This is a genomic window from Nostoc sp. CALU 1950 (assembly GCF_051172895.1).
Lineage (GTDB): Bacteria > Cyanobacteriota > Cyanobacteriia > Cyanobacteriales > Nostocaceae > Nostoc > Nostoc edaphicum_A.
The window spans coordinates 1-23442 of sequence record NZ_JBDNJQ010000048.1; the positions used below are offsets into that span (position 1 = coordinate 1).

29 protein-coding genes and 2 pseudogenes are annotated in these 23442 nt (G+C 40.3%); 7 read left to right on the forward strand and 24 right to left on the reverse strand.

Going from position 1 to position 23442, the window contains the following annotated elements; genetic code table 11:
* Positions 1-259: 259 nt before the first annotated feature.
* Together ABF638_RS14975 and ABF638_RS14980 are read right to left on the reverse strand one after the other, a co-directional pair.
* The gene (locus ABF638_RS14975) at positions 260-589 is read right to left on the reverse strand and encodes a hypothetical protein (RefSeq protein WP_435023491.1); all 330 of its coding nucleotides are present in this window, start codon (positions 587-589) and stop codon (positions 260-262) included.
* A 108-nt stretch (positions 590-697) separates the two neighbouring features.
* Positions 698-976 carry a hypothetical protein gene (locus tag ABF638_RS14980; RefSeq protein ID WP_435023492.1) on the reverse strand — a complete coding sequence of 93 codons (279 nt, stop codon included), beginning with the start codon at positions 974-976 and terminating at the stop codon, positions 698-700.
* A 464-nt stretch (positions 977-1440) separates the two neighbouring features.
* On the opposite strand from ABF638_RS14980, the gene ABF638_RS14985 reads away from it, so the two are divergent.
* The gene (locus ABF638_RS14985; protein WP_435023493.1) at positions 1441-1734 is read left to right on the forward strand and encodes a hypothetical protein; all 294 of its coding nucleotides are present in this window, start codon (positions 1441-1443) and stop codon (positions 1732-1734) included.
* A 224-nt stretch (positions 1735-1958) separates the two neighbouring features.
* Here ABF638_RS14985 and ABF638_RS14990 read toward each other — a convergent pair whose 3' ends face one another.
* The 12 genes from ABF638_RS14990 to ABF638_RS15045 all read right to left on the reverse strand — a co-directional run bounded on the left by ABF638_RS14990 (position 1959) and on the right by ABF638_RS15045 (position 8702).
* Positions 1959-2267, reverse strand: coding sequence for a hypothetical protein (locus ABF638_RS14990; protein WP_435023494.1), 309 nt, complete (start codon positions 2265-2267; stop codon positions 1959-1961).
* A 26-nt stretch (positions 2268-2293) separates the two neighbouring features.
* Positions 2294-2443, reverse strand: coding sequence for a hypothetical protein (locus ABF638_RS14995; RefSeq protein WP_435023496.1), 150 nt, complete (start codon positions 2441-2443; stop codon positions 2294-2296).
* Between the two features lie 126 nt (positions 2444-2569).
* Positions 2570-2974, reverse strand: a complete 405-nt coding sequence (locus ABF638_RS15000; protein ID WP_435023497.1) for a hypothetical protein — start codon at positions 2972-2974, stop codon at positions 2570-2572.
* Positions 2975-2985: 11 nt separating this feature from the next.
* Positions 2986-3300 (reverse strand): hypothetical protein, encoded by a 315-nt coding sequence (locus ABF638_RS15005; protein ID WP_435023499.1) that lies wholly within the window; start codon positions 3298-3300, stop codon positions 2986-2988.
* A gap of 603 nt (positions 3301-3903) precedes the next feature.
* Complete coding sequence (locus tag ABF638_RS15010; protein ID WP_435023501.1) at positions 3904-4158, reverse strand: hypothetical protein; 255 nt, start codon at positions 4156-4158, stop codon at positions 3904-3906.
* 108 nt (positions 4159-4266) lie between these two features.
* The gene (locus tag ABF638_RS15015) at positions 4267-4545 is read right to left on the reverse strand and encodes a hypothetical protein (protein ID WP_412982556.1); all 279 of its coding nucleotides are present in this window, start codon (positions 4543-4545) and stop codon (positions 4267-4269) included.
* 142 nt (positions 4546-4687) lie between these two features.
* Positions 4688-5710: a tyrosine-type recombinase/integrase gene (locus ABF638_RS15020; RefSeq protein WP_435023503.1), complete on the reverse strand. Its 1023-nt coding sequence runs from the start codon at positions 5708-5710 to the stop codon at positions 4688-4690.
* 319 nt (positions 5711-6029) lie between these two features.
* The gene (locus ABF638_RS15025; RefSeq protein ID WP_435023505.1) at positions 6030-6527 is read right to left on the reverse strand and encodes a DUF3368 domain-containing protein; all 498 of its coding nucleotides are present in this window, start codon (positions 6525-6527) and stop codon (positions 6030-6032) included.
* Positions 6524-6769: a UPF0175 family protein gene (locus ABF638_RS15030; RefSeq protein ID WP_292840248.1), complete on the reverse strand. Its 246-nt coding sequence runs from the start codon at positions 6767-6769 to the stop codon at positions 6524-6526. The genes ABF638_RS15025 and ABF638_RS15030 overlap by 4 nt, the downstream gene beginning before the upstream one ends.
* 119 nt (positions 6770-6888) lie before the next feature.
* Positions 6889-7314 (reverse strand): hypothetical protein, encoded by a 426-nt coding sequence (locus ABF638_RS15035; RefSeq protein WP_435023507.1) that lies wholly within the window; start codon positions 7312-7314, stop codon positions 6889-6891.
* Entirely contained in the window at positions 7311-8036 is a 726-nt protein-coding gene (locus ABF638_RS15040) for a ParA family protein (protein ID WP_435023509.1), read from the reverse strand. Before ABF638_RS15040 ends, ABF638_RS15035 begins: the two co-directional genes overlap by 4 nt.
* Before the next feature lie 249 nt (positions 8037-8285).
* Positions 8286-8702: a lysozyme inhibitor LprI family protein gene (locus ABF638_RS15045; protein ID WP_435023511.1), complete on the reverse strand. Its 417-nt coding sequence runs from the start codon at positions 8700-8702 to the stop codon at positions 8286-8288.
* A 471-nt stretch (positions 8703-9173) separates the two neighbouring features.
* Between ABF638_RS15045 and ABF638_RS15050 the strand changes: the two are divergent.
* Positions 9174-9452 (forward strand): annotated as a pseudogene (locus tag ABF638_RS15050) (ATP-dependent RecD-like DNA helicase); the annotation flags it as partial.
* A 35-nt stretch (positions 9453-9487) separates the two neighbouring features.
* Here the strand turns inward: ABF638_RS15050 and ABF638_RS15055 are convergent.
* Complete coding sequence (locus ABF638_RS15055) at positions 9488-9856, reverse strand: DUF2834 domain-containing protein (RefSeq protein ID WP_190938666.1); 369 nt, start codon at positions 9854-9856, stop codon at positions 9488-9490.
* Between the two features lie 256 nt (positions 9857-10112).
* A complete protein-coding gene (locus ABF638_RS15060; protein ID WP_435023513.1) occupies positions 10113-10718 on the reverse strand; it encodes a GIY-YIG nuclease family protein in 606 nt (201 codons plus the stop codon).
* Positions 10719-11051: 333 nt separating this feature from the next.
* Between ABF638_RS15060 and ABF638_RS15065 the strand changes: the two genes are divergently transcribed.
* Positions 11052-11429 carry a hypothetical protein gene (locus tag ABF638_RS15065; RefSeq protein WP_435023515.1) on the forward strand — a complete coding sequence of 126 codons (378 nt, stop codon included), beginning with the start codon at positions 11052-11054 and terminating at the stop codon, positions 11427-11429.
* Positions 11430-11808: 379 nt separating this feature from the next.
* Here ABF638_RS15065 and ABF638_RS15070 read toward each other — a convergent pair whose 3' ends face one another.
* From ABF638_RS15070 to mobV (ABF638_RS15090), 5 genes are all read right to left on the reverse strand, one after another.
* Positions 11809-12279 (reverse strand): GIY-YIG nuclease family protein, encoded by a 471-nt coding sequence (locus ABF638_RS15070; protein WP_104902360.1) that lies wholly within the window; start codon positions 12277-12279, stop codon positions 11809-11811.
* Positions 12280-12425: 146 nt separating this feature from the next.
* Entirely contained in the window at positions 12426-13100 is a 675-nt protein-coding gene (locus tag ABF638_RS15075; protein WP_435023516.1) for a hypothetical protein, read from the reverse strand.
* 106 nt (positions 13101-13206) lie between these two features.
* Positions 13207-13842 carry a hypothetical protein gene (locus tag ABF638_RS15080; protein WP_435023518.1) on the reverse strand — a complete coding sequence of 212 codons (636 nt, stop codon included), beginning with the start codon at positions 13840-13842 and terminating at the stop codon, positions 13207-13209.
* Between the two features lie 89 nt (positions 13843-13931).
* On the reverse strand, positions 13932-14258 hold the full coding sequence (locus ABF638_RS15085) for a hypothetical protein (RefSeq protein WP_435023519.1): 327 nt from the start codon (positions 14256-14258) through the stop codon (positions 13932-13934).
* Positions 14259-15026: 768 nt separating this feature from the next.
* Positions 15027-16754, reverse strand: coding sequence for a MobV family relaxase (gene mobV / locus ABF638_RS15090; RefSeq protein ID WP_435023521.1), 1728 nt, complete (start codon positions 16752-16754; stop codon positions 15027-15029).
* Between the two features lie 640 nt (positions 16755-17394).
* Here mobV (ABF638_RS15090) and ABF638_RS15095 point away from each other — a divergent pair.
* Positions 17395-17736: a hypothetical protein gene (locus ABF638_RS15095; protein ID WP_435023523.1), complete on the forward strand. Its 342-nt coding sequence runs from the start codon at positions 17395-17397 to the stop codon at positions 17734-17736.
* Positions 17737-17835: 99 nt separating this feature from the next.
* Complete coding sequence (locus tag ABF638_RS15100) at positions 17836-18729, forward strand: hypothetical protein (RefSeq protein WP_435023525.1); 894 nt, start codon at positions 17836-17838, stop codon at positions 18727-18729.
* A 132-nt stretch (positions 18730-18861) separates the two neighbouring features.
* Here ABF638_RS15100 and ABF638_RS15105 read toward each other — a convergent pair whose 3' ends face one another.
* Both ABF638_RS15105 and ABF638_RS15110 read right to left on the reverse strand, forming a co-directional pair.
* A complete protein-coding gene (locus tag ABF638_RS15105; protein ID WP_190938010.1) occupies positions 18862-19128 on the reverse strand; it encodes a hypothetical protein in 267 nt (88 codons plus the stop codon).
* 187 nt (positions 19129-19315) lie between these two features.
* Entirely contained in the window at positions 19316-19468 is a 153-nt protein-coding gene (locus ABF638_RS15110) for a hypothetical protein (RefSeq protein ID WP_435023527.1), read from the reverse strand.
* 67 nt (positions 19469-19535) lie between these two features.
* Between ABF638_RS15110 and mobV (ABF638_RS15115) the strand changes: the two genes are divergently transcribed.
* Positions 19536-19976: a MobV family relaxase gene (gene mobV, locus ABF638_RS15115; protein WP_435023529.1), complete on the forward strand. Its 441-nt coding sequence runs from the start codon at positions 19536-19538 to the stop codon at positions 19974-19976.
* A 14-nt stretch (positions 19977-19990) separates the two neighbouring features.
* Here mobV (ABF638_RS15115) and ABF638_RS15120 read toward each other — a convergent pair.
* Positions 19991-21482: pseudogene (locus tag ABF638_RS15120) on the reverse strand (ISNCY family transposase).
* Positions 21483-21676: 194 nt separating this feature from the next.
* Here ABF638_RS15120 and ABF638_RS15125 point away from each other — a divergent pair.
* Positions 21677-23014 carry a DUF3991 domain-containing protein gene (locus ABF638_RS15125; RefSeq protein WP_435023531.1) on the forward strand — a complete coding sequence of 446 codons (1338 nt, stop codon included), beginning with the start codon at positions 21677-21679 and terminating at the stop codon, positions 23012-23014.
* The last annotated feature ends 428 nt before the right edge of the window (positions 23015-23442 follow it).

Sequence of the window (23442 nt, forward strand, 5' to 3'; positions counted from 1 at the left end):
CTTGATTCTGGTAGGTTTTCGGGAGAGAGCGAATCTATTGATAAGCCTGTATCTACAACAATATTTGATAAATGATAAATTGATTTACATCCATCATCGGTACAAAATACTAAACAATTATTCCTAACGTAAATCTCAGTAATTCTCATTGTATAAATCCATGCTTTGATGATCTGATTGTATAAAATTCTCCCTGAACGTCACTTATTAGCCCCAGTCAGGGTATTCTCGTGGATCTTGATAATCAATATCGGTAGAGCTAAATCTTCCTGTGCTGCTTGCTCAAATCTCCCTGTGCTGCTTGCTCAATTGATATTTCATCAATAAGATCATGATACTGCCGTGCAAAAATATGCCCTTTTTCAATGCTGTTAAAATTTTTTACAAAAAGTTGATGGGCTTCTTCAGCTTGTTTACGGCGGGTAGGGTTTTTTATCCAATCAAAATTTTTGATGAACAAACGAGGCTTTGGGACAAGAACTGGATATCGATAGCCCGAATGAGAATCAATCCGAGAGCGTCCGCGAGAATGTAATGGGAGAAATCTAAGGCGATTTAAATTGATTCTTACTTTAAAAGATGTAGTCATAATTCCCTTTTCGTCACTTGATACTTAAAACTACTAAAATTCATGTATCAATAATCATGATTGATTTCCTGTCCAAGGATTTAAAGCACTCCGAGAAATATTTTGGCTTCAGCCAAGCTTATCAAACCAGTTCAAGTTAGGACTTTCCCCATTTTTTCGTCGGTCAGCCTCAGCACAAGCCTTTTCATAAACCTCATCCCACCCACGAAGAAAGTCCTTTTCATAAGATGCTAAATCTTTGTATGGGATAGCGCTTTCAAGCGAGACAGCCTGTACTATCTCTTCAAAGCTTTGAAAATATCCCGGCTCAATTGCGATTGCTGACAAAAACCTCACGGAATTGTTTTTAAACTCTTGATGACATAGCTCTAATGCATCTGATTTCATCCTACTACCCTTGAGAAATATTTGGACTGAGAAACGGTTTGATAGGTGACTTGATAAGTCACGTAAAAATATCTTATTAAACATATTTAATTAGCAATTATTCAATAATATCAATCTCCTCTAATTAGTCAATATATTATTTTTTATTGTTCCGAATCCTTCAACATACCCGTTAACAATTCCGACATTTTTTTGTCAATGTCTTGCTTTATTCGTTGCAGCTTTGGAGCGGATAAAAAGACTAATAAGATAACAGCTTAATTTCTCTAGAGCAGTTCCCACTATATATACCAACAATGCAGTAAAACCAATATATATTCTTAGTTGATTCCAGTCCCGAAAATCGAATTCTCTCATGGCTGCTGAAATCCTGAGAAATTCGGGAGCGAAATCACGATAATTCAAGGGTTTTGACAATCTGGTAAAATAAATATTGAACAATTATCTTAAATAGTAATGATGTTATGGATATATTTAATAAATCAGAATTATTTGTCAAAGAATTTTCTAAATTACATACAGACGAGCTTGAGACAATTACCCAGATACTAGTTGAGATAACTCACCGTAGTCCATCGGAGATTAAACCTGTGTTGTCTGCCATGCTCGTGCAACTACTAGAATCTGAAACGGAGTGTATTTTCTCTGCAACTCCTACCGAACAGGTAGTAGCAGCACTTCAGCAGTCGGCAGAAATCACTGATTTTATTCGTTACTCAGAAATAAAAACAGTTAATTCAACCGGAATCAAGCATTAACCAATATTGTAGAGAATTAAAGCTTTGAAGTTCCCTGATAAAGGCACGAGTTTGTAATAACGCATGATTGACAACGATTAAATAATCTTTTGGTTTTGATATGACAGCTTCGCAAGATCCACCCCAACAAGGAGAACACGCTACGGATGAGGCTGTGCGTTACCTTACTCCATACCAATCTTTTCTTATTCTCCCCCTTCACTCTGCTTGTGCTATTTCTCTCTTTAGTCCAACATCCACGTACAAACTTCTTTATGTCCGCTAACAGTTTGCTCCCAATTTGAATATCTCCAGAATTTACCATTGTATTCACCTCCAAAAACCATAGTTTCAAAAAGCTGTACCTCTTGATTAGGGGAACTGGAATAATCCTTTCCTAAAAAAATTGTAGATACTCTTCCCCAAGAAAAACTACTTAAAGCTACTTGTACATTGTTATCATTTTTCCGCCATTTAGACCATTGCTCAATACTTTTGGGAGCAATGGGTTTGTGATTTTCATCTAATATGTAAAGACCATCGAGTACATTCATACAGTCTCCTACAATAACTAACAACTTTAAAAAATATACGACCCAAATAGAAACACGACTTTGGGAATTAGATACAAATCTTGCAATAACTCAATAGCGTGGTCGATTCTGGTAATATTTTCGCCAAAAGTCTCAAGCCAGTACTCAATACGTCTCTCTGCTTCCTGTTTGGTCATAATTCCCTTTTTGTACAATAAGGCAGGAAATTGAGTGATGCACTGTTGGGTCAGAACTGGCGAAGCTGTCATCAAGCGCAAACTAAACAATTTAGTTTAAATATCAAGCATCACCATCCAAAGCCCTTAAATAGATACAGTTAAGATTTTAAACAACCAGTCTTCTAGAGGTACGCCGAATTCTTCTGGAATAAGTTTTTGTATCTTGGTGTATTCAACCTGATTCCAATATGCAGGATTAAATATACTGTGCGGAACTTCTACATCAACTAATTGTGGATTTTCCATAACACGACACCACATTCTAGCTCGATAATCAATTGTTAGGTTCCCACTCGGCAACTCAATCCAATAATGCGGTGACACTTGACTATGCCCAATCCATTGGAATGAACCGCAACAAATTATATGTTCAATACCCTTATTAAATAAAATAGTAGAGAGAACTTTGCTATGCCCATCACACTCCGTTGGAGAATTATCCCAAATATCTAATTCTTCACGTAGCTGGTCAATAAAATCATTATTCATGACAAGCATATTTATTCTCCCTCAACCATTTCTTCAATTTTAAAATAATAGGAAACTTCTGTCCCTTCTAACTCCCTTAAAAAGCCAGCCAATGCAAATGGACATTTACAATTTAGTTCTTTTTCTATCAACTCAGCATTCAGGTGGTATTCTTGACACACAACATCAAAAATATCTTCAGTGGTTAATTCGAGATTTTCATCTAATTCCCAAACTCGCGCTTCTATTAAGTTAAAGTCTGTTGTCGATTTTCCGTAATTAATATGTTTAAGACTTCCTAAGTATCTACGTTTGAAAGGCGGAAGCTGGTTCTTCATAATTTTCATTATATTTGTCCAGTTCAAAGAATTCTACGCTCTCTTGAAGCTAACCGCAAGTTAACTTAGAATGAACCGTTTACTCTTGTTGTCTAATAATGTTTTAGTCTAGGTCTATGATCCACAATCCATTATCCCACTTCCAACCCCAAGAATTCATATTATGACGTTCAAGTTCTGACATATTGGTATAAGTTTTCAAAGACTTATCCTCTACATAAATGATACCCGGCTCGTTTATCTCTGAGCCAATACCAACATAGGCTGATTCATCGTACTTAACAATTAGGTTTAATCCGTTTGATAAGCGTTGGATTGTTGACATAATTTACTATTTTTTATCTAACTCAACCATTTCTTGAATTTTCAAATAATAGGAAAGTTCTAGCGGTTCTAACTCCCTTAAAAAGCCAGCTAATGCAAATGGACATTTACAATTTAGTTCTTTTTCTATCAACTCAGCATTCAGGTGGTATTCTTGACACACAATCTCAAAAATCTCTTCAGTGGTTAATTCTAGATTTTGATCTAATTCCCAAACTCGCCCTTCTATTAAGTGGATGTCATCTCCTTCTGGGTAAGAAATTTCTGTTTGATAAGCGAAAATTCATGTCAGTTATTTGGGATGTCATTTTTCAATGAATTTGGATCTACTAGGGCAGGATCTGGCAATCCTAAATCTTCTCGATGATTTTCAAGTACAAAGTCTATTTCCTCTTCCTCTATTTCTTCATAAGAAACAAATTCGACTTCAGGATTAGCGTTTTGAAGCTCAGTAAAGCTTTTTTCTATGTTGCTGGTATGAATGATCCTAGTATCTGGCTCATAATCGTCAGGGTGGAAAAAAGTAATCTTATAGCGTGGCATAATTCCCTTTTCGTCACTTGATACTTAAAACTACTAAAATTCATGTATCAATAATCATGATTGATTTCCTGTCCAAGGATTTAAAGCACTCCGAGAAATATTTTGGCTTCAGCCAAGCTTATCAAACCAGTTCAAGTTAGGACTTTCCCCGCTTTTTCGTCGGTCAGCCTCAGCACAAGCCTTTTCATAAACCTCATCCCAGCTACGAAGAAAGTCCTTTTCATAAGATGCTAAATCTTTGTATGGGATAGCGCTTTCAAGCGAGACAGCCTGCATTATCTCTTCAAAGCTTTGAAAATATCCCGGCTCAATTGCGATTGCTAACAAAAACCTCACGGAATTGTTTTTAAACTCTTGATGACATAGCTCTAATGCATCTGATTTCATACTCCTACCCTTGAGAATTATTTGGACTGAGAAACGGTTTTCTAGGTGACTTGATAAGTCCCGTAAAATATCTTATTAAACATATTTAATTACCAGTTATTCAATAATATTAATCTCCTCTAAGTCATCAATTTATTAATTTTTATTTATCCGAATCCTTCAACATACCCGTTAACAATTCCGACATCTCCCACAGGTCTTTATTCCGGTTATCATCATAAATCATCAGCGTCCTGGGGTCAGCATGACGGCTCAATTTCTGCACCTTTCTAATATTCCCATCAGTAGCATCAAGCGCCGCCGTAATCGCCGAATGCCTAACCCTGTGAGGTGACATGGGTTTTTTAACCCCCGCCTTCTTAAAAGCAGTAGCCACTATTTTATAGATGGCATCGGTAGTCAATCTATGCCCTTCATTATGAAAATCCAATGCTGTAAATATCGGTAAATTAACATTCAAATCACCCCTGGCAATTAACCAATCTGCAAGAGCATGAGCCACATCCTTGGACATATCCAAATATTCTTCATTCGTTCCCTTACCCTTACCCAAAACCCGCAACTTACGCCCATAAAAATCAAAGTCACCCACATTTAACTGACATACCTCCTGGCGACGCAACGCTAAACCCCACAGCACCAAAAAAATCGCATAGTTGCGTTTACCAATCAAAGTCTCCCTATCAAATTGCTGAATTACAACAGCTATCGCTTTGCTATCAACACCCCGCGTATCCCGGTACGCCTTAACCTTCTCCCCTGAAACATCTTCCAGGGAATAGTTGCACACTCCCAACTTCCGCCCCATCTTCGCCAACGACTTAATCGCCGCCAACCGCCGATTGATTGTCGCCTCCCGCAACCCAGATTTAATCAACATCGCCTTATACTTCAACACCACCATCACCGCTTGAGAGGGCTGCAAGTGCAGAAACTCCAGCACACTATCACCAGTTGGCGGTACAAGAGTCATCTTCAGAAAAAAATCTTTCAAATCCTTTTCATAAGCCCGTCGAGTATTGGGGTTGCGCTTATCTGCCAACAGCTGCGCCAACACATCCGGGTCTTTGTCAAGTTGTGCATCAAAATATCTGGCGATCGGGGCATCTAAACACGCCTCCAACTCAACTTTAACTAGCTCCCCCCAAAGCGGCTGATTAGGCATAAGTGCTTACTAGCTCGTTATTGATAATGCGCGTTTCCAATAACGTTCATCATTACATACAATGTTCTTGCCAAGCGTGTTTACACAAGATATAGCAAGAGCCACTTGTTGCGTAAGTTACTAAGTATCATTAGCACTGTGGTAGTCTGTAAAATTGCTGCTTTGATATCGAAATTGATATCAATTTTGGTAGCACAAGAATATTGGGGATTCTGCCCCAAAGCGATGCCTGCGGCTGGCTACGCCAACACCCAAAAACTGCTGCCCTCTATGGTAAGTAGGCTAATATTACCTACTCGTACTTTTTTCAACGCAGTGTCTAGCCCTCATCAGCAGATTGCAAGACAATTGCATACAACTTTTGGCTAACCCGAAAGTCAGCAGTAGCAATTAACTGATCAATTAATGGTTTAATAGCTGGAATTAACCCTTGTTTTTTGGCTTGTAGCAAGACTCCCAACAGACCCGTTACATTTAGTCCATAACTTGTAGCGACTGCTCGTCCTCGGCGTTCATCCATTAATAGCAAGTCAGCTTTCAGTTCTAAAGATAAAATAATTGCTTCGGCTTCTCCTAAGTCAATATTGTCCTGTTTTTCCTGAATTTCTGTAACTTGTTGAGAATTAACAACACTTATCGCCTTAATCCAAGATAGCTGTTGTACTTCTACTGCCCCAGGGACAACTTTATCTACACCTACCATCTCGTTATAAACGGCTTGGGGAATGATAACGCGACTATACAACTGACGCAGTAAATCTAACTGACCAATCGCTGCCAAGTTTGTGATCGGTGATGTGTCGCTAACTATAATCACAACAAGCCCATTGATTGCAGTGTCCGCACATCGGATTGGAAATCTTCTACATCATAGTTGATGTGTAAACCGCGTTTAGCCAGTTCATGCTGGAATTCAAGTACTGTGATTCCTGTCCAGGCTCGGACTTTGCCACTGCTAATTTTACCTTGCTCATAAAGCAAGATGCCAATTTCTAATTTCAGTTCATCCTCAGTCATGTTTGATGCTCGGAGGATGTCATCGGGAATTATGACGCTCATAAAGGAAAACTCCAATTCAAAGTTTATTCTAATTCTTCTGTCATGCTGGGCAAGAAATATCTTTTAAACCTTTATAGTATTAGACCTTTATAATTTAAAGCAATTATACCTTAATGAGCTTATAGGTTTAGTAATCGTTTGAGGTCTTCAGCATTCTTAACTTGGCTCCAGTCAACCTCACAAGAAAGCAATAGTTCTATTGCAACACCAATTAGGTGTTGAGGGTAAACCCGCTCACCAGGGGGAACTGCTTCTGTGTTGTTGTCCCGCACTGTTCGGGCTGTATCCGTTAACCAGTCATGCTGTGTGCGAGTAATTTTAATATTGATCGTCACGGGCTTTTCCTTAACTACTGCTTGAGAAGTTGGTGATGCAGTAGGCGCTTCTAATGCTGACTTTGGGGCTGGTGATGTTATAGGCATTTTCTCAACTACTGGGGAAGTTGGTTCTACTTCGGTGGGAGGTTCGGTAATCTCTGGCTCTGTTTGGCTCTTAATTCCAGAAAACTGGCTTAATTTCATGCCAGACATTTTCTTTTTGGTCATTTCATCCCCCAATGTTTAATGCACTCTTTAGCCAAAGATTGGTAAGCTCTAGCACCACTGGACTTGGGGGCGTAAGTGCTAACTGGTTGTTGCGCTGCGATGGATTCAGCAACAGCTATGTTATCAGGGATAGTTGTGTGCAATAGTCGATAACCTAACTCCACTGCTGCCTCAATTAGTAAATCGTCAGCTTCTTTAGTCAGAACTAACCGGGGCTTATACCGAGTTCTGACAACATCAATGGGAATATCTGCCTTTTCCCCTCGAATTAACTCCACGGCTTCCGAAAGTCCTTTTAGGGAAGCCGGTTCGTTCATTGTGGGGATAAGAATACGATCGCTGCTAAGGATAGCTTGCACTGATGCTACCGACAGTCCAGGGGGACAGTCCATTAAAACTACATCAAACCCAGAAAGTCGTGACAGTGCTGGAACAAACAAGTTATCCTCCGATGTCAGGCGAAACATACCTATATCACCTGGAATCAGACAAAGGTGTTTTACTTGGGTCTGTTTGGGTGTGAGTGTTTCTTTACTGGTTAGCCAGTCAAGGGTTGTTGGCTCAGTACCATCCATGCCTAGACCGAACGAGAGAGTACGCTGTCCATCTAAATCAATTAGCAGGGTTTGGCGTTTGGGAGATGCTAGAAATGCCCCTAAGTTCAGGGCAGTAGAGCTTTTAGCTGTCCCACCTTTAAAGTTGAATACACTGATAACAATCACTGTTTAAAAGTTAAAACGTTAATGAGTTTATAGCATAAAGGTTTAATACTTTAATATGACTATATATTTAGACATCCCACGTAACTTTTCAATGATGCAAAAGCAAATGCTTAATCTGGCTAATACTATAAAGGTCTAATACCTTAATAGCGTGTGACTCCTACCATTTTCTACAAAAGGATTGATGGAACGTTAAAAGTTCCTAATGAAAATAACTTGGCTGCTAATAAACTCCCTGACCCATTTGCTTCAGATTTGGGACTCCCTAAGAAGCCACTCTCCAGCAAACTCTCTTAATTCAGCAACCCGTGAAATATTTAACTGCATTGGGCAGTATGAGTACATCGGTGAACCAACATAAGCTCCAGCCAGCTTGCAATGACTATCTCGATAGCTCAACCAAAACTTTTGAGAAAGTTCAAACTTTTTCGCGTCTTCCGCCTGCCGAGATGCAATTTGGTGATAAATTTTACCGTAGAGGCGATTTATTTCCTGCTCCGAAGCCTTAAACGTTTGGCGCGAACACTGATCCACTGAACTATTATTCGTAACACCAACAGCCTTCAAGCACTTGCTATACATCTGTTGATAGTCAACTTTATTTACAGGAGCAGCCTGCGCTACACTCGAAAAAAGTAAAACAGCAACAACCATCCGCTTCAGCATAAAACGCTCCTTAACTTTTTCAAACACTAAATTTTTGGGATATCGTTAATATCCACTTATATACCAGTACCTTCGCCAGAATTATCAGCTGTGACATACTATCAAAGCTTTTAGAATTAAGCTTGGCATCACCGTGGTCGGGTAGCAGGACTATATAGGGCGTCACCGTGCCAAAAGAGATAATTTGTACGCTTTGGCTGAAAGGGGTGAAATGAGCAACCGTGCAGAAAGTTACGCTAAAGAATTGATGAGCCGTTTTCAATATCTCGATCGCTAGGGATGAACCTGTACCAATTGATCTGTCTAAAATTTAAAAGCCTCAAATCCTTACTGTGCCGTACAAAAAAGCTGTACCAAATGACCTATAGGTTAATTGGTACATCGAGAATTGCCAAAAATATCGATTTACAGAATGCTTATCCAGTAAGGGTTACAGCCTTAGCGTAACTTTCTGTACGATTGCTCATCTAGCCCCTGTCACGGGGATTAGTCGGTACACGCAATCTCAATCATGTATTGCAACAATTGATTAATCCCCCTAGCCCTGAAAAAATTGAAGTAACCAGGGGTGGAACTATTTTTAGAACAGGCGATCGCATTATCCAACTCACCAACGACTACCAACGGGAAGTTTTTAATGGCGATGTGGGATTTATTACCACAATAGATACTGAGGAACAGGAAGTAATTGTACAGGAACAAGAATCGCAAAAGTCTTATTATGTAAGGATTATAGATTATTCTCTGGCAGAAGTGATAAAAGAGGGTTAATCAATAACTACTCTTTAAGCAGCTTTAGGAACGCTCTGGAGAGAAATTTCTTTGGCGATCTTGATGTGTCTAGCGAGCAGAAATAGTGGGAACATAACACTAACAGCAATAATGGCTGACATAATAATATACAACCAGAAATATCGAATACCGACACGTTTTCCCTCAATCGCCATAAATATACACGTTGCCAAGCTAACCAAAATCAAGTCGTTGGTGAGAGACGCAGCAGCAGCATTGACGTAGGCTGCACGAAAAAAGTCCGCGAAATAAGCATTACTAGGCTGGGTCATGAATGCAAGATTGTTGAGCCAAGTCGCTGGTAATGCCGCCAACGCAATGAGGATATAGGAGGCACAAATGAGTTTATCTTTGATGTTCATGGTCAGTAGATTCTGATTTTTCTGTACGTTCAGATCAATTCTATTGAACAGTAACTTGACGGGCTGCTTTGAAACGTGCCAAAACGGGAAAATTGGACGCTTTGGCTGAAAGTCTTTGTCTGTCTAGATTTTGGGCGTTAATTTTTTTGATGGTGCAGAGTATTAGTACTACTCTGCACCAATAAAACTGTATCAATTGAAGTTTCTGAAATTTAAGGGCTTCAAACCCTTGCTGTATCATCCCATTCACGCACTTTTAAATCAATCTACTCACAACATATAAAAATAAAATAATACAAATGACTATTGCTACTAAAAATAACAAATTATTATTGAAAACTTTACCTAAAACAGTAGGTTTCCTTTTCTTAATTTTCTTCTTCTTGTTTTTCTCCCCGACTATGCCTTGTCTCAAACGATTGTGGGGTTCATATCGTCTGGATATTAAATATTTTGGGATTTCCTCTCTATCTTGACTTGCACGTTCAATATCTCTAGGAATTATAGGTAAAGAAACATTTAGTTTTTTCTGATATTGACCGTAATCCTGATAATTATTCTTTGATTTTTGCGCTACATTACTACGCTCCATTAACTGAATAACTTGTTGCAAATATGCGTTCTTTGCAAATTCAAACCACTCCCTATAAACATTAAATGACTTACAAGCTTGATGAATTTCTTTCTCTACTTTGTAAACGTCAGCAACAAAGACATAATGAATGAGTTTCAATGGGTAGGGACTTTGACGGCTATTCAGTTCTTTTAATCTTTCCTCTGGTGTCCGTGGTGCTACAGTTAGCCCTATTTTGTATCTATATGTGCCTACACTATGAATTAAATAAATGTACCCTGGTTTCATTATTGTATCTCTGTTCGTAGTTCTTCTAAAGCTGCAATCGCGTCTGCAACTGTAAAATCTGGTGAATATTTTACCTTTTCGTAGTCGGGATGCTGTTTGATTTGCTTTAAAATTAATTATGATTGATTAAGTAAATCACTTAGCTTAATGAAATGTTTACCCATAATTAATCCTTAAAAATAATAGGTTTACCATTGAAGTCTTTGTAAATATCTCTGGTCTTAGCTAACGCCGGTAAACTTACGTTGTATTCCTCTAGTTCGTTACCATCTGCATCTACTAGACTAAGGAATATGCTTATACTGAAAATTTATTTAATATGGATATAAATATATGGTTCAACGGATTGAAGAAATTTTAGGTAACTCAATTACAGAATATACTCCCAACGCAATCAAATTTCACGGACTATCTTTAGAATCATTGGAGCAAGTTATTCAATCAGGCTACACTACACTAAATGCGAGTTTTAATGCTGCTCCATCAGTTGGTTCATTTATTGAATTTGGGCAACGTTGTAAAAGTATAGAAGCGACAGCAATTTTTGATGGTGTAGTCATCAATGATACAGAAAACCCAGATTTGGTGATTGATGCAATTACAGTTAAAGGGGTGAAAGACTTAGACTTTGCAGGTGAATTTGTAAAATTTGTGTGGGGTTGCGATGAATTAGAGATTAATTCTCAACAGTTATATGCTTGGTGGGATTAACTGTTTCCTCTACTGAAATCAGATGTTATACGGAAACTTTCCGTATAATAAATAGTTATGCCGCACAGTCCTTATTAGGGACAGAGCCGAAAGCTTACCCATCAGTGTTAAGGGCTGATCTGGGCATCACCGTGCCAAAAAAGGTTTTTTGTACGAATCGGAAAATTCTGAGCTACGACCGAGCAGAGTCGTTGCGCGGTCGCACCTCACGGACGCAGTTAATAGATAAAAATCTATGCCAAGGGAGCTATTTTCAGTCATTAACTAATAATACTGCCACCAGGATTTTTTGACTTTGTATAGATGAAAATGTGGTCTAGAGTCACTCTAGATTAGTTTTTAGAAACTTTTTACCGCAAGTTTACCGCGTCCTGAAGGGTCAATGACTGATCTGGTCTATTGATGTTGTAAACTCCCATTGATTCCAGTTAAACGTTTTGTTTTTCTTACGCAATTTAAGTTGTATAGTTTCTGATAGTCGTTCATCTTTACAAAATTGTTTAAATTCTTCACTTGTTAAATCAAGTATCAGTTCTCTACCATATTGATTTTTGGCTTTGATAAAATTAGTTCTTTTCAATGGTTTTATAATATTGTATTTTGGTCTGTGTTTAGTAAAATGCTCATTTTCTTTGTTATCTATTTCATGCCATATACATTTTTCTAAAATGATATATTCAAAATTATCTTTACCGGATTCATTCCAATCACTTTGTAAAAGTTTATTAGCATGAATATTTCTATTTAATGCCGATTTATGTGTTAACCAGCGTGATTTTAAATCTTCTGTTTTACCCACATAGCAATCACCAGTTATTTTGTTTTTAATCATGTAAATACCAGCACTCATTTTAATTACCTCATAGTTATTGCAGGTTTTTATACTTTAAAGGTAGCCAATGAGCTTTGAAAGTCACCATCACTGCCAAAGCTAAAGTAGACCCAGGTGAGATATTCTAAGCAGCCCCAAAACTTATCATCTATACAGAACAGCAACTAAGCAGGACAAGAATTTGAATCAAGCTTTCTCAAATCCTCAATCCGACAGCACCCCCGCTTCCAAAGCTGCCTTTGGTTTTTATCTACAGGATGGTAATAAGCCCAAATACTTCCATCTGCTGCTGAATATAAGGAGATAATAAAAACCTTTTGTGTACCAAAGTTACAGGTACTTACCTCAATCTTTTCTTTGACAGTAAACGTCTGTCCTGAACTATTAGTTGCTGTTGATAATTTTTCATAGGCTGGTTTAAGAGCTAATTGCGGTTGCTCTGTTTCTATCTCTGATTGCTCATGTTCAACAGAGGTATTTTCAATCAAAGCAGTTGATGATGATGAATTAACTGGTGCGGCTTCGAGAGTTTGAGGTAAAGCTAACTGTTCATTCTCTGCTTCTATTGTTTGAGGCACAGCGTCAGAAATCAGGACAGGACTACTATTTGATTCTGAAACTGCAATGCTTTGACTCTGGTTATTATTTACTTCTAATTCCGGCTCAACAGGCTGATTTTCTATTGGTACGCTAGTTGATGCTGATGAAGATTGTGCAGGATTATTATCGTCTGTGGCAGTAGATTTTTGCTTGACGACACGTAAAATAGCTGGCGGGAGCTGCGCGGCATCTGATGGTGATGGTAAACTATTAGTCTTGGTGGATTTACGTTTAGGCATAATAAATTATTGCAGCAATGCACTCTTAAACGTTGATTAAATTACCCGAAGAACCGGAATAACTACACTTTTTTTGTCAGGTTAGCTCTCAGTTAGCTCGGTAGTATCAACCTGTTGTATCGGTTGAGATATCTGAAGTTGAAGATTGCTCACGCTCCTGTAATTTAATGCACTCCCCTGATTGAATTACTAAGCTAGTCCCGAGACGTCGCACATTAAAATTCCAGAAACACTTCACCGATTTGGGGGGTAAAAATCCTCGGAGTCTCAGTTTAAAGTCCTTGGTTGGCTCCAAATTCATCCGAGGTTTACGTTGAATTTTGACTTCGACTATCCCTTTTTCAAAATCCTGATATACGACAAGACCTTGTACAGAAAAGTTATCAGCTAGTGACTGAAATTCTGCCTTAACTGATTCGGTATATTCCGATGGTGTCTTCACACTTATTAAACTCACATCTAGCTTTATACCATTTGGTGATAATAGTGTTCTGGGGTAAACAGTCCACAAGTAATCTCGTGATAAATCAAGTTGGGCTTGAACTATTTTCGATGCTCTCTTTTGGAGAATGGCATCGAGTATTACACCGTCAACAGTTATTAGTTGTCCTTTATAAATAACCTCCTGGCTTGGAACATACCTTCCCCACAGCCGCCCAATTGCACGATATTGTAGAGAATCTGTTGGCGTTATCGGTTGATTATTGACTGATAACTGCTGTGTATCGGTAGTAATGGTCATGCTGACAATCTTGAATATATATATGAGAACACTAACCTTTGGAAAAGCGATCGCTTTTAAAGAAAACCGAAACGCGACAGAAAATCTGTCTATGAAGAAGCGCCTGCTTCAGATACAGCAGCGCCCACGTCTGGCTTTACCTCCTTCGCTTTCTTTTCAAAAATCTGAATTCCCGCGTCAATCACTTCAAAGCCGTTCTCTGTGCGTTGGCCAAGCTTGCCCGAAACTGCCCCAGCCCAGTCTGCAAATTCTGAGGCGCTAGTTTCAGCCTTACGCCAACTTTTGGCATTAACTTGAGCGGTGAAGACTATGCCGTTCTGGTCAGTCAACTCGATTGCAACTTTCTTGTTCGCGGCTGGTGTGGCTGTTGGTAGTGAGCCACTAAATTTTATTGTCACTTCGCTTTTGACTTCCATAGCTTACCCCTGGCTCATCATCAATTTCATTTTCCCGCTCCTGATTTTATCTTGGATTAGGTTGACGCAACCTGCGGGAACTACGGTTAATCTCTTTGATATCCAACAAAGTAAGCCTTGAGCATTCCCCTGGAAAGAGAACCAAGATTCAACATTAAATCTACAAAAATTTACCCCGTTTTTGACCCCTTATTAAGAATTATTCCGAAAAGGCGAAAACGCCTATACCGTAATGCTTTCAGCCTTTGTAAATAAATCTTGTGAAAGATTACAATTGTGCTGTGATTTTGCTGTTTTGTGCATGACACCGAAAATCGCCAAAATTCCCGATTTTCACTAATTCTCACCAATTAAACTCAATATATCCCAATCCTACAGAACGCAAATTCAAATTCATCCCTAATTTTTTTACCTCTTCAACATCTTCCAGTCACTAAATTCTCATTAGCTCAATAATTCCCAATAAATCCCAAAAGTCACCCGATTTATCCCCATATTTACCTACTAATTTTAAACACGCTAATTAGTGCATAAGCTCTGTAATCCATCTTTTTTTGACGCACAGTACGCCATCTTTGGCGGAAAGTTTCTTAGTATATTTCTTGGACAATTCCAAGATTTAAGAACTCTTGGCGAATAAGCGGCGAAGCGGAGTGGCAATGAGCGGGCTTGCGTATCTAGTTGGCCTCACCAATATGACAACTGCCCGCTTATTGCCACCGCTAATTCGAGCGAAGCGGTCAAGAGTTCGTGCGGCTACGTTTTAGCTCAACGGCGCAAACCAAGAGATCGTGGTTTGTGTTCTAATTGCTCCCGTTCAAGTGTTGCCAAAAGCTGCTGATTCCAATCAGATTCATCAGGCATAACTATTTGTGCTTGTGGCAGCAACTCCTTGACAGCACGAGCCGCTTCATTCCCCAACTCATCATTATCAAAGGTCACTCCAATTCGCTTGATTGTTCGGAGAAACTCTAACGGTAAGGACTGGGGGCTATCCACTGCCATATACATGGTTCTGTCTGGGGGTTCTCCATTGTGTATCTCCATCTCCAGTGCCGCCACTGACAGGGTATCAATGGGAGATTTACACAAAATCACCCTTTCAATTTCATCGCTGACTTGGACACCCAGCCTGATATAAAACCAGCTTTGTGCCCGTTTTGTACCTTTGGCGTAACCCATGAAAGTGTTGTCTTCTCCAACTGTGCCGCGCACAAATGCACCCATGACTTCACCAGACAATGAACGCATTCCAAAAACAGCGTTTTTTCGCTCGTCAGCATAAAGCAATCCCGACTCAAAAAGGGCTGTCACCAAATTATTAGGCAGTCCTCTTTTTTTAGTTAAGTAGCTGTGAACTGAGAGCCATTGGCTAGAATCTGTTGATGGGGGTGCAAATTCGGGTCTTGGCTGTTGCTGGGCAATCTTAATCACTTCTGACTGAGTTCGGGCTATGGCGGCCCTCATCACCCCCGACTCGCCAAATCGGTCAGAAAGCCAAGCGATCGCTTTCTGAAAATCGCAATTGTTGACGTGCATCACCAAATCAATCGCACCGCCACCGCCCTTTTGAGAACCGGGGGCAAAGTCATAAAATTTTGCTCCATCTATATTAATGATGTAACCGTGACCCTTCCATCTATTTGCTTGGTTGCCGTCGCGATCTAATCCTAACTGCCATGCCACATCTTCTAATGCCAACTCACGCAACAAGGTTGCCTGCTGTAACCACTGATTTTTAGAAGCCTCTAATTCTTGAATTCGCTGCTGTAATCGTTCATTTTCTTGTGCCAAAGCTTTGGCAGTGCGTTCTAGTTCCTGTTTTCTAGTTTGCGCCCTATCCCGATCGGCGGCTTTAGCTTGCATTTGGGACTGGGTAAGCCTACTGTTCGGTTCTATGCCTGCGTTGACAATGCTGTAAAAGTCTTTGATGTCCTGGTGTTGTGCTTTACTCCCCTTGATACCACGCTCTAACCCCAGATGCTCGGTCGCCGCAGAATAAGAATCTTGGAACTGCCTCATTTTCTGCCGACCGTCGAAGAAGTGTTTGGCTCTGAGTTGTCGTTGCTCATCCAAGGGGACAAAATAAGCATGAATATGTGGCGTTGCTTCGTCTAAATGCAGTTCTGCTCGCACAATGCGCGAGCCGTAATTCTCCTCTAACCACTGCTGAGATGCTTGAAGCCATGCCTGTACTTTGTCAGCTTCGTAATATCCGGCTTGTGTTGGGCAGTCGGGACGGAAGTATTCTGGTGAGGCTGTTAGCAAAATCTCTACAGCATACACAGCATCAGGGCGAATCTTCCGCTTCTGTTCCCCAATTTTTTGGATCACCAGACTATCTAAAGTTTCATCCGAATTTTGACTACCAATGAACCTGATATTTTTTTTGTTGCGGTCTGCGTTGGGAGTTTCTCTAAGTCTAGCGGTATGCGCTTCACTTCCCCCCAAACTTGACCGCTTTAATTTTTTTATTCGGGCTATAGCGTAAGCCATGCTATCCCCCCAATGTTTTGTGAAACAATCACAGCGTCGCAGACCCCACAAGCCTTTTTGTCTCGACCGAAGGGAGAGATGGCGCAAGCCACCCGTAGGGCAAAAAGGTGTAGTGGGTACACTAACCTATGCTACTTCACATTAGAGCCTTTTGTAGTAGATCCGCCCCCAACACCCTACCCGAAATCTCTCACGAAACTTGTGCCAATATCGTAGTACTTTTTTGACACTTTATGTCATTTTTTTACATGATTTTGACATGGACTGTCACAATCATGTACTTTTTTGACAGAGGTAAGGTTTCTTGAGAAAGTCATTCAATAAGTCTTTTTTGGCTTGTCAGAATTTACTTTTATTCTGACATGGCTTGTCAAAAATCTATCTATTTTTTGACTCTTGTTGCCATCATTTTACTAATTTCTGACACTAACTCTTTTACCCCTGTTTTCTCTCAAAAACCGTTGGGTGAAATTTTTCTCTGAAAGGTATGCCAGTAATAGCTAAAAGCTATTTTTGATGCCGGGGAAATATCAGCCCGTTTTTACTGATTTTCACTCCTTCTCGAAAAAGCTTATTAGGAATAGATGAGAATTAAAACTCAGCAAAACACTACAATCCTATCGATAAACCGGACTTTATTATGAGTGACTCAGAATCGGTTGACTTTTTTTTCCGCTATCGTCCTGCTGCTGATAGTCCTGATGGTGTTTTATTAAGCTATCTGCTCAGTTATAATCCTACTCAACGCAAGCAGATGATTTTAAAAGCTCTCCGCGCTTTCTATTTGGTCGCTGCTTACGGGCAAAAAGGTCAGTTTCAACAGTTCTCTGATGTTCAAAAACTTGTCGCGCTCCTCGAACAAATTTATGGTCAGGGCGCTGATGGCCCTATCGACCATTCTTTGAGTCTTAATATTGATATCGGTGTTACTTATTCTGGTATGAATACGTTGGCAGATGAGTCAGAAAATGAATGGGGTTAAAAATCAAATTAGCGGTAATTGGGCAGCAAATTGGAATCCATACTCTTTTGGCAATGTTGGAACTGCGGCAAAAAACTGGCTTAATTAGTACGATTTAACATGAATAGATTAACCTTAGCCAAACTCAAAAAAATTGCAGCAGATAAAGGATACGAAGTTCGATTTGATAAGGGCTGCTACAAGGTTTTTGAAAAGATTGCTGATTTCGATTCTTTGTCCGAGGCCGAAGAGTTTCTAGCCCAAAAAACACCCCCACCACCACCCAAAGCGCCAACACCACCCCAACCACCAACACCACAGTATGACCTTACTGTTATATGGCAGCGTGTTTTGGCAAATATCCCCAAAGCCTCCATGAAGGCATTAATAGAGCAAATGTGTTTTTTACGTGATTATGATGGAGAATCTGCATTAATACAGTGCAAATCGCCTTGGTACAACAAAATAACAACAGAATTACCAATACTCAGCGAGGCTTTTTATAGTGCATTTGGTAGAGTCATCGCTATATCACTGTCAAAGATTCCTACTGCACCAACGCCATACCTTACACCCTCATGCTCCCAAATACCAGCACCGCCACCGCCACCTAGACCACCTATACCACCACCAACGCCATCCCAAATACCACTGCCACCTAGACCACCCGGCACAAAAGAGATACTATTCCTCAGTTCTGGAAAATACAAAATTAGGGTACTTGATGAAATTATTAACCAAGGCTACCCAGGCTTAGATGGTCAAAAATACTTGGATGTGCTGAAAACGGTACAAATAGCGAAAATACTTGATTTTTATCATTTATCACAAGGCATGAAGTTATCTATAGCTATCCCTTTTAATTCATGCCAATCTTGGTTTTTGAATTTTGAGGTTATCAGTTTGGCTATTCAATCGCTGAAGAATAGTAATTACTTGTTTGTTATTTTGCAACCAATATCACGCATAACATCAGCAGATCACTATTTGGGTATCCACACATACGAGCAGTGAGGCGCAAGTGTGCTTTGAACTTGCCCCTACAATTAAAGCCACAATTAAGAAGCCATTTTTCTGATCAATAAACCCCAGGCTTATTGATCAGAAATAATACAGATATATTGCAAACGTACTTCAAAGAATCGCTCAATCGAGTAATTGCTTGAGCAAGTGAATCTGTAATTCCAACTGTGAGACAGAGTAAATCACAGCAGTCTTGAGAGTGTCGCTGTCAGCACCAATACGCTTTATGACAAATGGCCCCCAACACATTCTCAAAGTACTCAAAACAATTTTAGTCAAACCTCTGCCCGACATTTTACGCTCTCGCTCTCGTAAAAATTGCAGCAACTGACCATCGCTACTGTCGTGACTGCGCTTAATCGAAAGCACTTCTAAATTAGGTTGCTCCATGTTCTGTATTCCTACCGAATTATAGGAGATTATAAGTAAGCCATCGTGTTGATTGATACCAATTTTAAATGACTGTCAAAATGCGCCGTAAACTACCCCTAGTATCCCTCCACTGTACCAAATGACAGTCGTTTGACAGTCATTGTCCAAAACCCCGATGACTGTCAAACGACTGTCGTTATGCACCCTAAAGGTGCTTTTGGGCGTATTTTCGCACCAGCCAGTAAGGGCGATTTCTCCCCCAAAAGTGGATTTCAGGGTTTTGTATAAGTGATACCATACTCACTATGGTTTCATGCCCTGCGGGTGGCTGCGCCATCTCTCGCTGCGCTCGTGACATGAAACCGCCGTTCGCCCTGCGGGGTTTTTGAGTACTACAAAGTACTGCATTTGTAGCATATTTTTTTATGTCGCCACTAACGATTCTCAGAATTGAGAAACTAAAAACATTCGGCAACGTTGCCGGGAGTGATGACCATGTTACCAGGAATAGAGAAACACCCAACGCAGATCCAACCAAAGAGAATGTCCGGTTGATTGGGGGAGAAGACGAACGCGCACTCGAAGAGATAGTTAAAGAAAAAATTTCTACGCTCAAGCATCGCCCTCGGCATGATGCGGTGTTATGCACCGAGATGTTTCTCTCGGCATCGCCTGAATATTTCCGTCCTGGTGATCCATCTCTTTCTGGGCAGTGGTCTAATGAGAGGATGCAGCAGTGGGCGATCGCATCTCGTGACTGGCTAGCTCAAAACTATGGGTCAAAGTGCGTCAGGGCAGAGCTTCACCTAGATGAAAGTACTCCACACATTCACGCCTACATCGTGCCAGTGAATGAAAAAACCTAGTGTGGTAAAACTTACTAGAGAAGACGACTCTCTAAATTAGCCAAGTAACCCTTGGGATCTCTGCGAAATCGATATTGTTCAATTCTGGCTTTATGGTGTTTTTTCAGTTGAGAGCGTAATTCGAGCCAAGTATGAATATCAACTTGTGCTAAATCAGATGCGGTAAAAGAATGAAGTTTAGTAGCGATTGCACAGGCAAGTTTGACAGAACCACGAATAACGAGGGATGAGGGGGCAACTTTACGACCAGTACAACGACGTTGATGATGACGTAGCATACCAAAAGCATGTTCTAAGTCATTATTAGTTCTGGGAAAATCTTCAATTTCATAACAATGAAAAAGTCCAGACCAGTAGTTATGAGTGGTTTTTATAAAGTTATCGATTGCGGTACTAAGTGTACCAGCTTTCTGCTTTTGTTGGGACATTTCTGTTAAAAGTTCCTGATAACTTTGTTTAACTCCAGCAGCATCAAGACCTATTTTATTATTGAGAATATTACTAGCTCTATCAACCCACTGATATGCAACTATAACAGGTGAAAATAAAGATGCAGTCGCAGATAACCCCTTAGATATCAGGTGTTTTAGGTTGACTAAAGGTGGTGGTAAAGCACTTTTTTTTCCATCCGTTCTAAGCTTTGCTCTATTAGCGTCAAATTTTCTTGTAACTTTAATCCAGATGCCTCTAACGGTGGATGACCATCATTGGTTATAGAACTACGCACTGCCGAGCAATAATCTTCAATAATAGTCGCCAAATCCTTATCTTCATTGACAACACTACGTTCAATGTCTCGTAGTCCTCTAACCTTTTTTTTTAATTCCTTTTTTGCATGTCGATCCGCCTCATATATGGGTTTAATTGCTTCCTTCAGGTAATGATAATGACACAAACCATGAGCAATACTAGGTAATGCTAACCTAACAGCTTTGCGAATTGATTGTTGTCCATCACTAACAACGCCATCAATTGGTACATTTAGGGTATTAGTTACTTCTAATAATAACGCCACTAAATCTTCGTTTCTTGATGATAATAAGGTTTTAGCTAGTAAAATTTCTCCTGATAAGCAATCTCGAATTACCCATAATACTTCATGTCCAATTTCTGGCTGCATTCCATCGATCGCTAATATCACCCGCCCTTGATTAGCCACTATTGCTTTTAACCTTTTATGATCTTTTAGCCATAAAGAATTTTTTCGTCATATCTGTCAATTAGGTGCGTGACCGTTCGTTGACTGATACATATACCCTTTAATTCAAGGTGAGTGTGTATTTGGGGAACACTTCTATGTTCCTGGTATCGTAACGCTCCTATATAAGCAATCACATCCAAACCAAATTCGCTCTGTGGTAGAGCGAGTGACCCTTCTTCCTCTGGACGATATGCTTTTTTATACCGCAGACATGACTTATTTTGACATCGACGAATTTTTAGCTGTAGTTCTACTACCCCATTTAACGTTCTTATATGTCGAGGATTATTGTATTCATTCCACATTGCTTGACCGCACGAAGGACATTTTTTTTGAACACAATCGAGTACTTCAAACGATGTTGCCTCTGGTTTTAGACTTTTCCTTGCCAAGTTTTTGCACCATTATTTCCCTACAAGGTCAAGATTACAGGATTTCCGCTCTTCTCTAGTAAGTTTTGCCACGCTAGGAAAAAACTGGCAGAGTCAGTCATGATGCGATGTTTGGCGGCAGAGGTGGACAGGGAAGAATTAAGTTATCCAAACTCCAAGATAGTTATGCTGCTGCACTCGCTCCTTTGGGCATTGAACGAGGGGTCAAGGGCAGTAAGGCAACCCACACCAAAGTCAAAGAATATTACCAAGCGGTTAACAGTGAACCACTCACCGCAGTCATTACAAATAACCAATTAGCGCCAACGCCTTTTGAATCAGCTAGTAGTTATGTAACCAGGATTCAGTCAGATGACCAGTTCCAAGCGATTAACCACCAACTGGCTGACCGCAAGTTCCTGATAGAACGATTGGAGAGGGCGGAACAACGGGCTAGGGCCAGCGAGAAGGAGCGACAACGGCTAGAAGAAATTGTACGATCGCTGGAATTGAAAACCCAACAACTGCGCGACTTGCCACTTGTTGATGTCGCCTGGGAGTTGGGGCTACACCACGAGGAAGGAAAATGGAAGGGTCACGGACACATCATTAATATAGATGGGCCCAAATTCTACGACTTTGCCCCCGATCAACAAAAGGGATCAGGGGGTGCGATTGACTTGGTGATGCACGTTAATCAGTGCAATTTTCGGCAAGCGGTTGTCTGGTTAGATGAGCGATTTGGTGAAGCTGGTGTAGAACGTGCAGCGATCGCTCACGTTAAGAACAGGGCGGCTGACATTATCCAGACTGAACCACGTCCCCAATTCGCCCCACATGTTGAAGATAAAGCTAACTGGTTAGCCGTTGAGCATTACCTCAATCAATTTCGTGGCATCCCCTCTGACTGTATTCAAATGCTTCATAACCAGGGGCTAGTTTACGCTGATCAGCAACAAAATGCTGTTTTTGTCATGCGAAATGTTGATGGTCAACGTAACGGTGCATTCCTAAGAGGAACTTGGGGAGAGAACAACACTTTTAAGGGATACGAGAAAGGAACCAAACGCCGTGATAGCTGGTTTTACTTCCACTTGGGAGGTAAAGCTAATGATAAAACCTCAACAGCGATTCTATGTAAGTCTCCCATTGATGCTATTTCAAGAGCCATGCTGGAATATCTTATCAGGGGCGATGTTCCACCCGAACGAACAGTCTATATGGCTATTGATGACTTCAATTGCTTACCGCTTGAGCGATTGCAGAAAGTTCCTAATATACTGGTGGCGTTTGGTAACGATAAAAGCACTGATGCGGCAGCACAGCGTGTATTAGAACTAATGCCACAGTCCCAAATCAAAAAATCTAAAGCCAGTGATTGGAATCAGCAGCTACTTGATTATGGGCGACAGTTAAGGCAACAGCAGCAACAGCAACGCCAGCAGGATGATGAATTGAGTCTTTAATTAAAATCCCTTTTGTAGTGCTGATGTAGTTTTTAGTAGTTATTTTTGATGGCTATTATTCAGTTGCGGCGGATGGCGAATAGCGGAGTAGGGGTGAAATGAGCAGTGATACCGAAACTTACGCTAAGGACTTGATGAGCCACTTTGGCATCACCGTGCCAAAACGGGAAAATTGTACGCTAAGGCTGAAAGCCATGCCCAGCAAGCATCTTAGACCCTCTCTTTTCTAAAGCACCCGTGAGCGCCTGTTTACCTTCAATTGATTGGTGCAGAGTATTGGCAGTACTCTGCACCAATCAATTGAGGGTAAACAGGGGTAAATATAGCGAACCTGTCATCAGGGGCAAGATGGAATGAAAACTCTTACTATATAGTTTTCAGCGATATTTGAGTAAAATTGACACCAGGGGACAAAACTTAAGTATCTA

What these genes read in the sequence shown, in the direction of transcription:
- ABF638_RS15060 (WP_435023513.1), bottom strand. Translation starts at nt 10,718, where the DNA reads ATGAAACCAGGGTACATTTATTTAATTCATAGTGTAGGCACATATAGA.
- ABF638_RS15075 (WP_435023516.1), bottom strand. Translation starts at nt 13,100, where the DNA reads ATGCCTAAACGTAAATCCACCAAGACTAATAGTTTACCATCACCATCA.
- ABF638_RS15095 (WP_435023523.1), top strand. Translation starts at nt 17,395, where the DNA reads ATGAGTGACTCAGAATCGGTTGACTTTTTTTTCCGCTATCGTCCTGCT.
- ABF638_RS15045 (WP_435023511.1), bottom strand. Translation starts at nt 8,702, where the DNA reads ATGCTGAAGCGGATGGTTGTTGCTGTTTTACTTTTTTCGAGTGTAGCG.
- ABF638_RS15055 (WP_190938666.1), bottom strand. Translation starts at nt 9,856, where the DNA reads ATGAACATCAAAGATAAACTCATTTGTGCCTCCTATATCCTCATTGCG.
- ABF638_RS15080 (WP_435023518.1), bottom strand. Translation starts at nt 13,842, where the DNA reads ATGACCATTACTACCGATACACAGCAGTTATCAGTCAATAATCAACCG.
- ABF638_RS15065 (WP_435023515.1), top strand. Translation starts at nt 11,052, where the DNA reads ATGGTTCAACGGATTGAAGAAATTTTAGGTAACTCAATTACAGAATAT.
- ABF638_RS14985 (WP_435023493.1), top strand. Translation starts at nt 1,441, where the DNA reads ATGGATATATTTAATAAATCAGAATTATTTGTCAAAGAATTTTCTAAA.
- ABF638_RS14990 (WP_435023494.1), bottom strand. Translation starts at nt 2,267, where the DNA reads ATGAATGTACTCGATGGTCTTTACATATTAGATGAAAATCACAAACCC.
- ABF638_RS15030 (WP_292840248.1), bottom strand. Translation starts at nt 6,769, where the DNA reads ATGAGCGTCATAATTCCCGATGACATCCTCCGAGCATCAAACATGACT.
- ABF638_RS15085 (WP_435023519.1), bottom strand. Translation starts at nt 14,258, where the DNA reads ATGGAAGTCAAAAGCGAAGTGACAATAAAATTTAGTGGCTCACTACCA.
- ABF638_RS15110 (WP_435023527.1), bottom strand. Translation starts at nt 19,468, where the DNA reads ATGTCACGAGCGCAGCGAGAGATGGCGCAGCCACCCGCAGGGCATGAA.
- mobV (WP_435023521.1), bottom strand. Translation starts at nt 16,754, where the DNA reads ATGGCTTACGCTATAGCCCGAATAAAAAAATTAAAGCGGTCAAGTTTG.
- ABF638_RS15105 (WP_190938010.1), bottom strand. Translation starts at nt 19,128, where the DNA reads ATGGAGCAACCTAATTTAGAAGTGCTTTCGATTAAGCGCAGTCACGAC.
- ABF638_RS14975 (WP_435023491.1), bottom strand. Translation starts at nt 589, where the DNA reads ATGACTACATCTTTTAAAGTAAGAATCAATTTAAATCGCCTTAGATTT.
- ABF638_RS15005 (WP_435023499.1), bottom strand. Translation starts at nt 3,300, where the DNA reads ATGAAAATTATGAAGAACCAGCTTCCGCCTTTCAAACGTAGATACTTA.
- ABF638_RS15000 (WP_435023497.1), bottom strand. Translation starts at nt 2,974, where the DNA reads ATGAATAATGATTTTATTGACCAGCTACGTGAAGAATTAGATATTTGG.
- ABF638_RS15100 (WP_435023525.1), top strand. Translation starts at nt 17,836, where the DNA reads ATGAATAGATTAACCTTAGCCAAACTCAAAAAAATTGCAGCAGATAAA.
- ABF638_RS14980 (WP_435023492.1), bottom strand. Translation starts at nt 976, where the DNA reads ATGAAATCAGATGCATTAGAGCTATGTCATCAAGAGTTTAAAAACAAT.
- ABF638_RS15015 (WP_412982556.1), bottom strand. Translation starts at nt 4,545, where the DNA reads ATGAAATCAGATGCATTAGAGCTATGTCATCAAGAGTTTAAAAACAAT.
- ABF638_RS15035 (WP_435023507.1), bottom strand. Translation starts at nt 7,314, where the DNA reads ATGACCAAAAAGAAAATGTCTGGCATGAAATTAAGCCAGTTTTCTGGA.
- ABF638_RS15010 (WP_435023501.1), bottom strand. Translation starts at nt 4,158, where the DNA reads ATGCCACGCTATAAGATTACTTTTTTCCACCCTGACGATTATGAGCCA.
- ABF638_RS15070 (WP_104902360.1), bottom strand. Translation starts at nt 12,279, where the DNA reads ATGAGTGCTGGTATTTACATGATTAAAAACAAAATAACTGGTGATTGC.
- ABF638_RS15020 (WP_435023503.1), bottom strand. Translation starts at nt 5,710, where the DNA reads ATGCCTAATCAGCCGCTTTGGGGGGAGCTAGTTAAAGTTGAGTTGGAG.
- ABF638_RS15125 (WP_435023531.1), top strand. Translation starts at nt 21,677, where the DNA reads ATGTTTGGCGGCAGAGGTGGACAGGGAAGAATTAAGTTATCCAAACTC.
- mobV (WP_435023529.1), top strand. Translation starts at nt 19,536, where the DNA reads ATGTCGCCACTAACGATTCTCAGAATTGAGAAACTAAAAACATTCGGC.
- ABF638_RS14995 (WP_435023496.1), bottom strand. Translation starts at nt 2,443, where the DNA reads ATGACCAAACAGGAAGCAGAGAGACGTATTGAGTACTGGCTTGAGACT.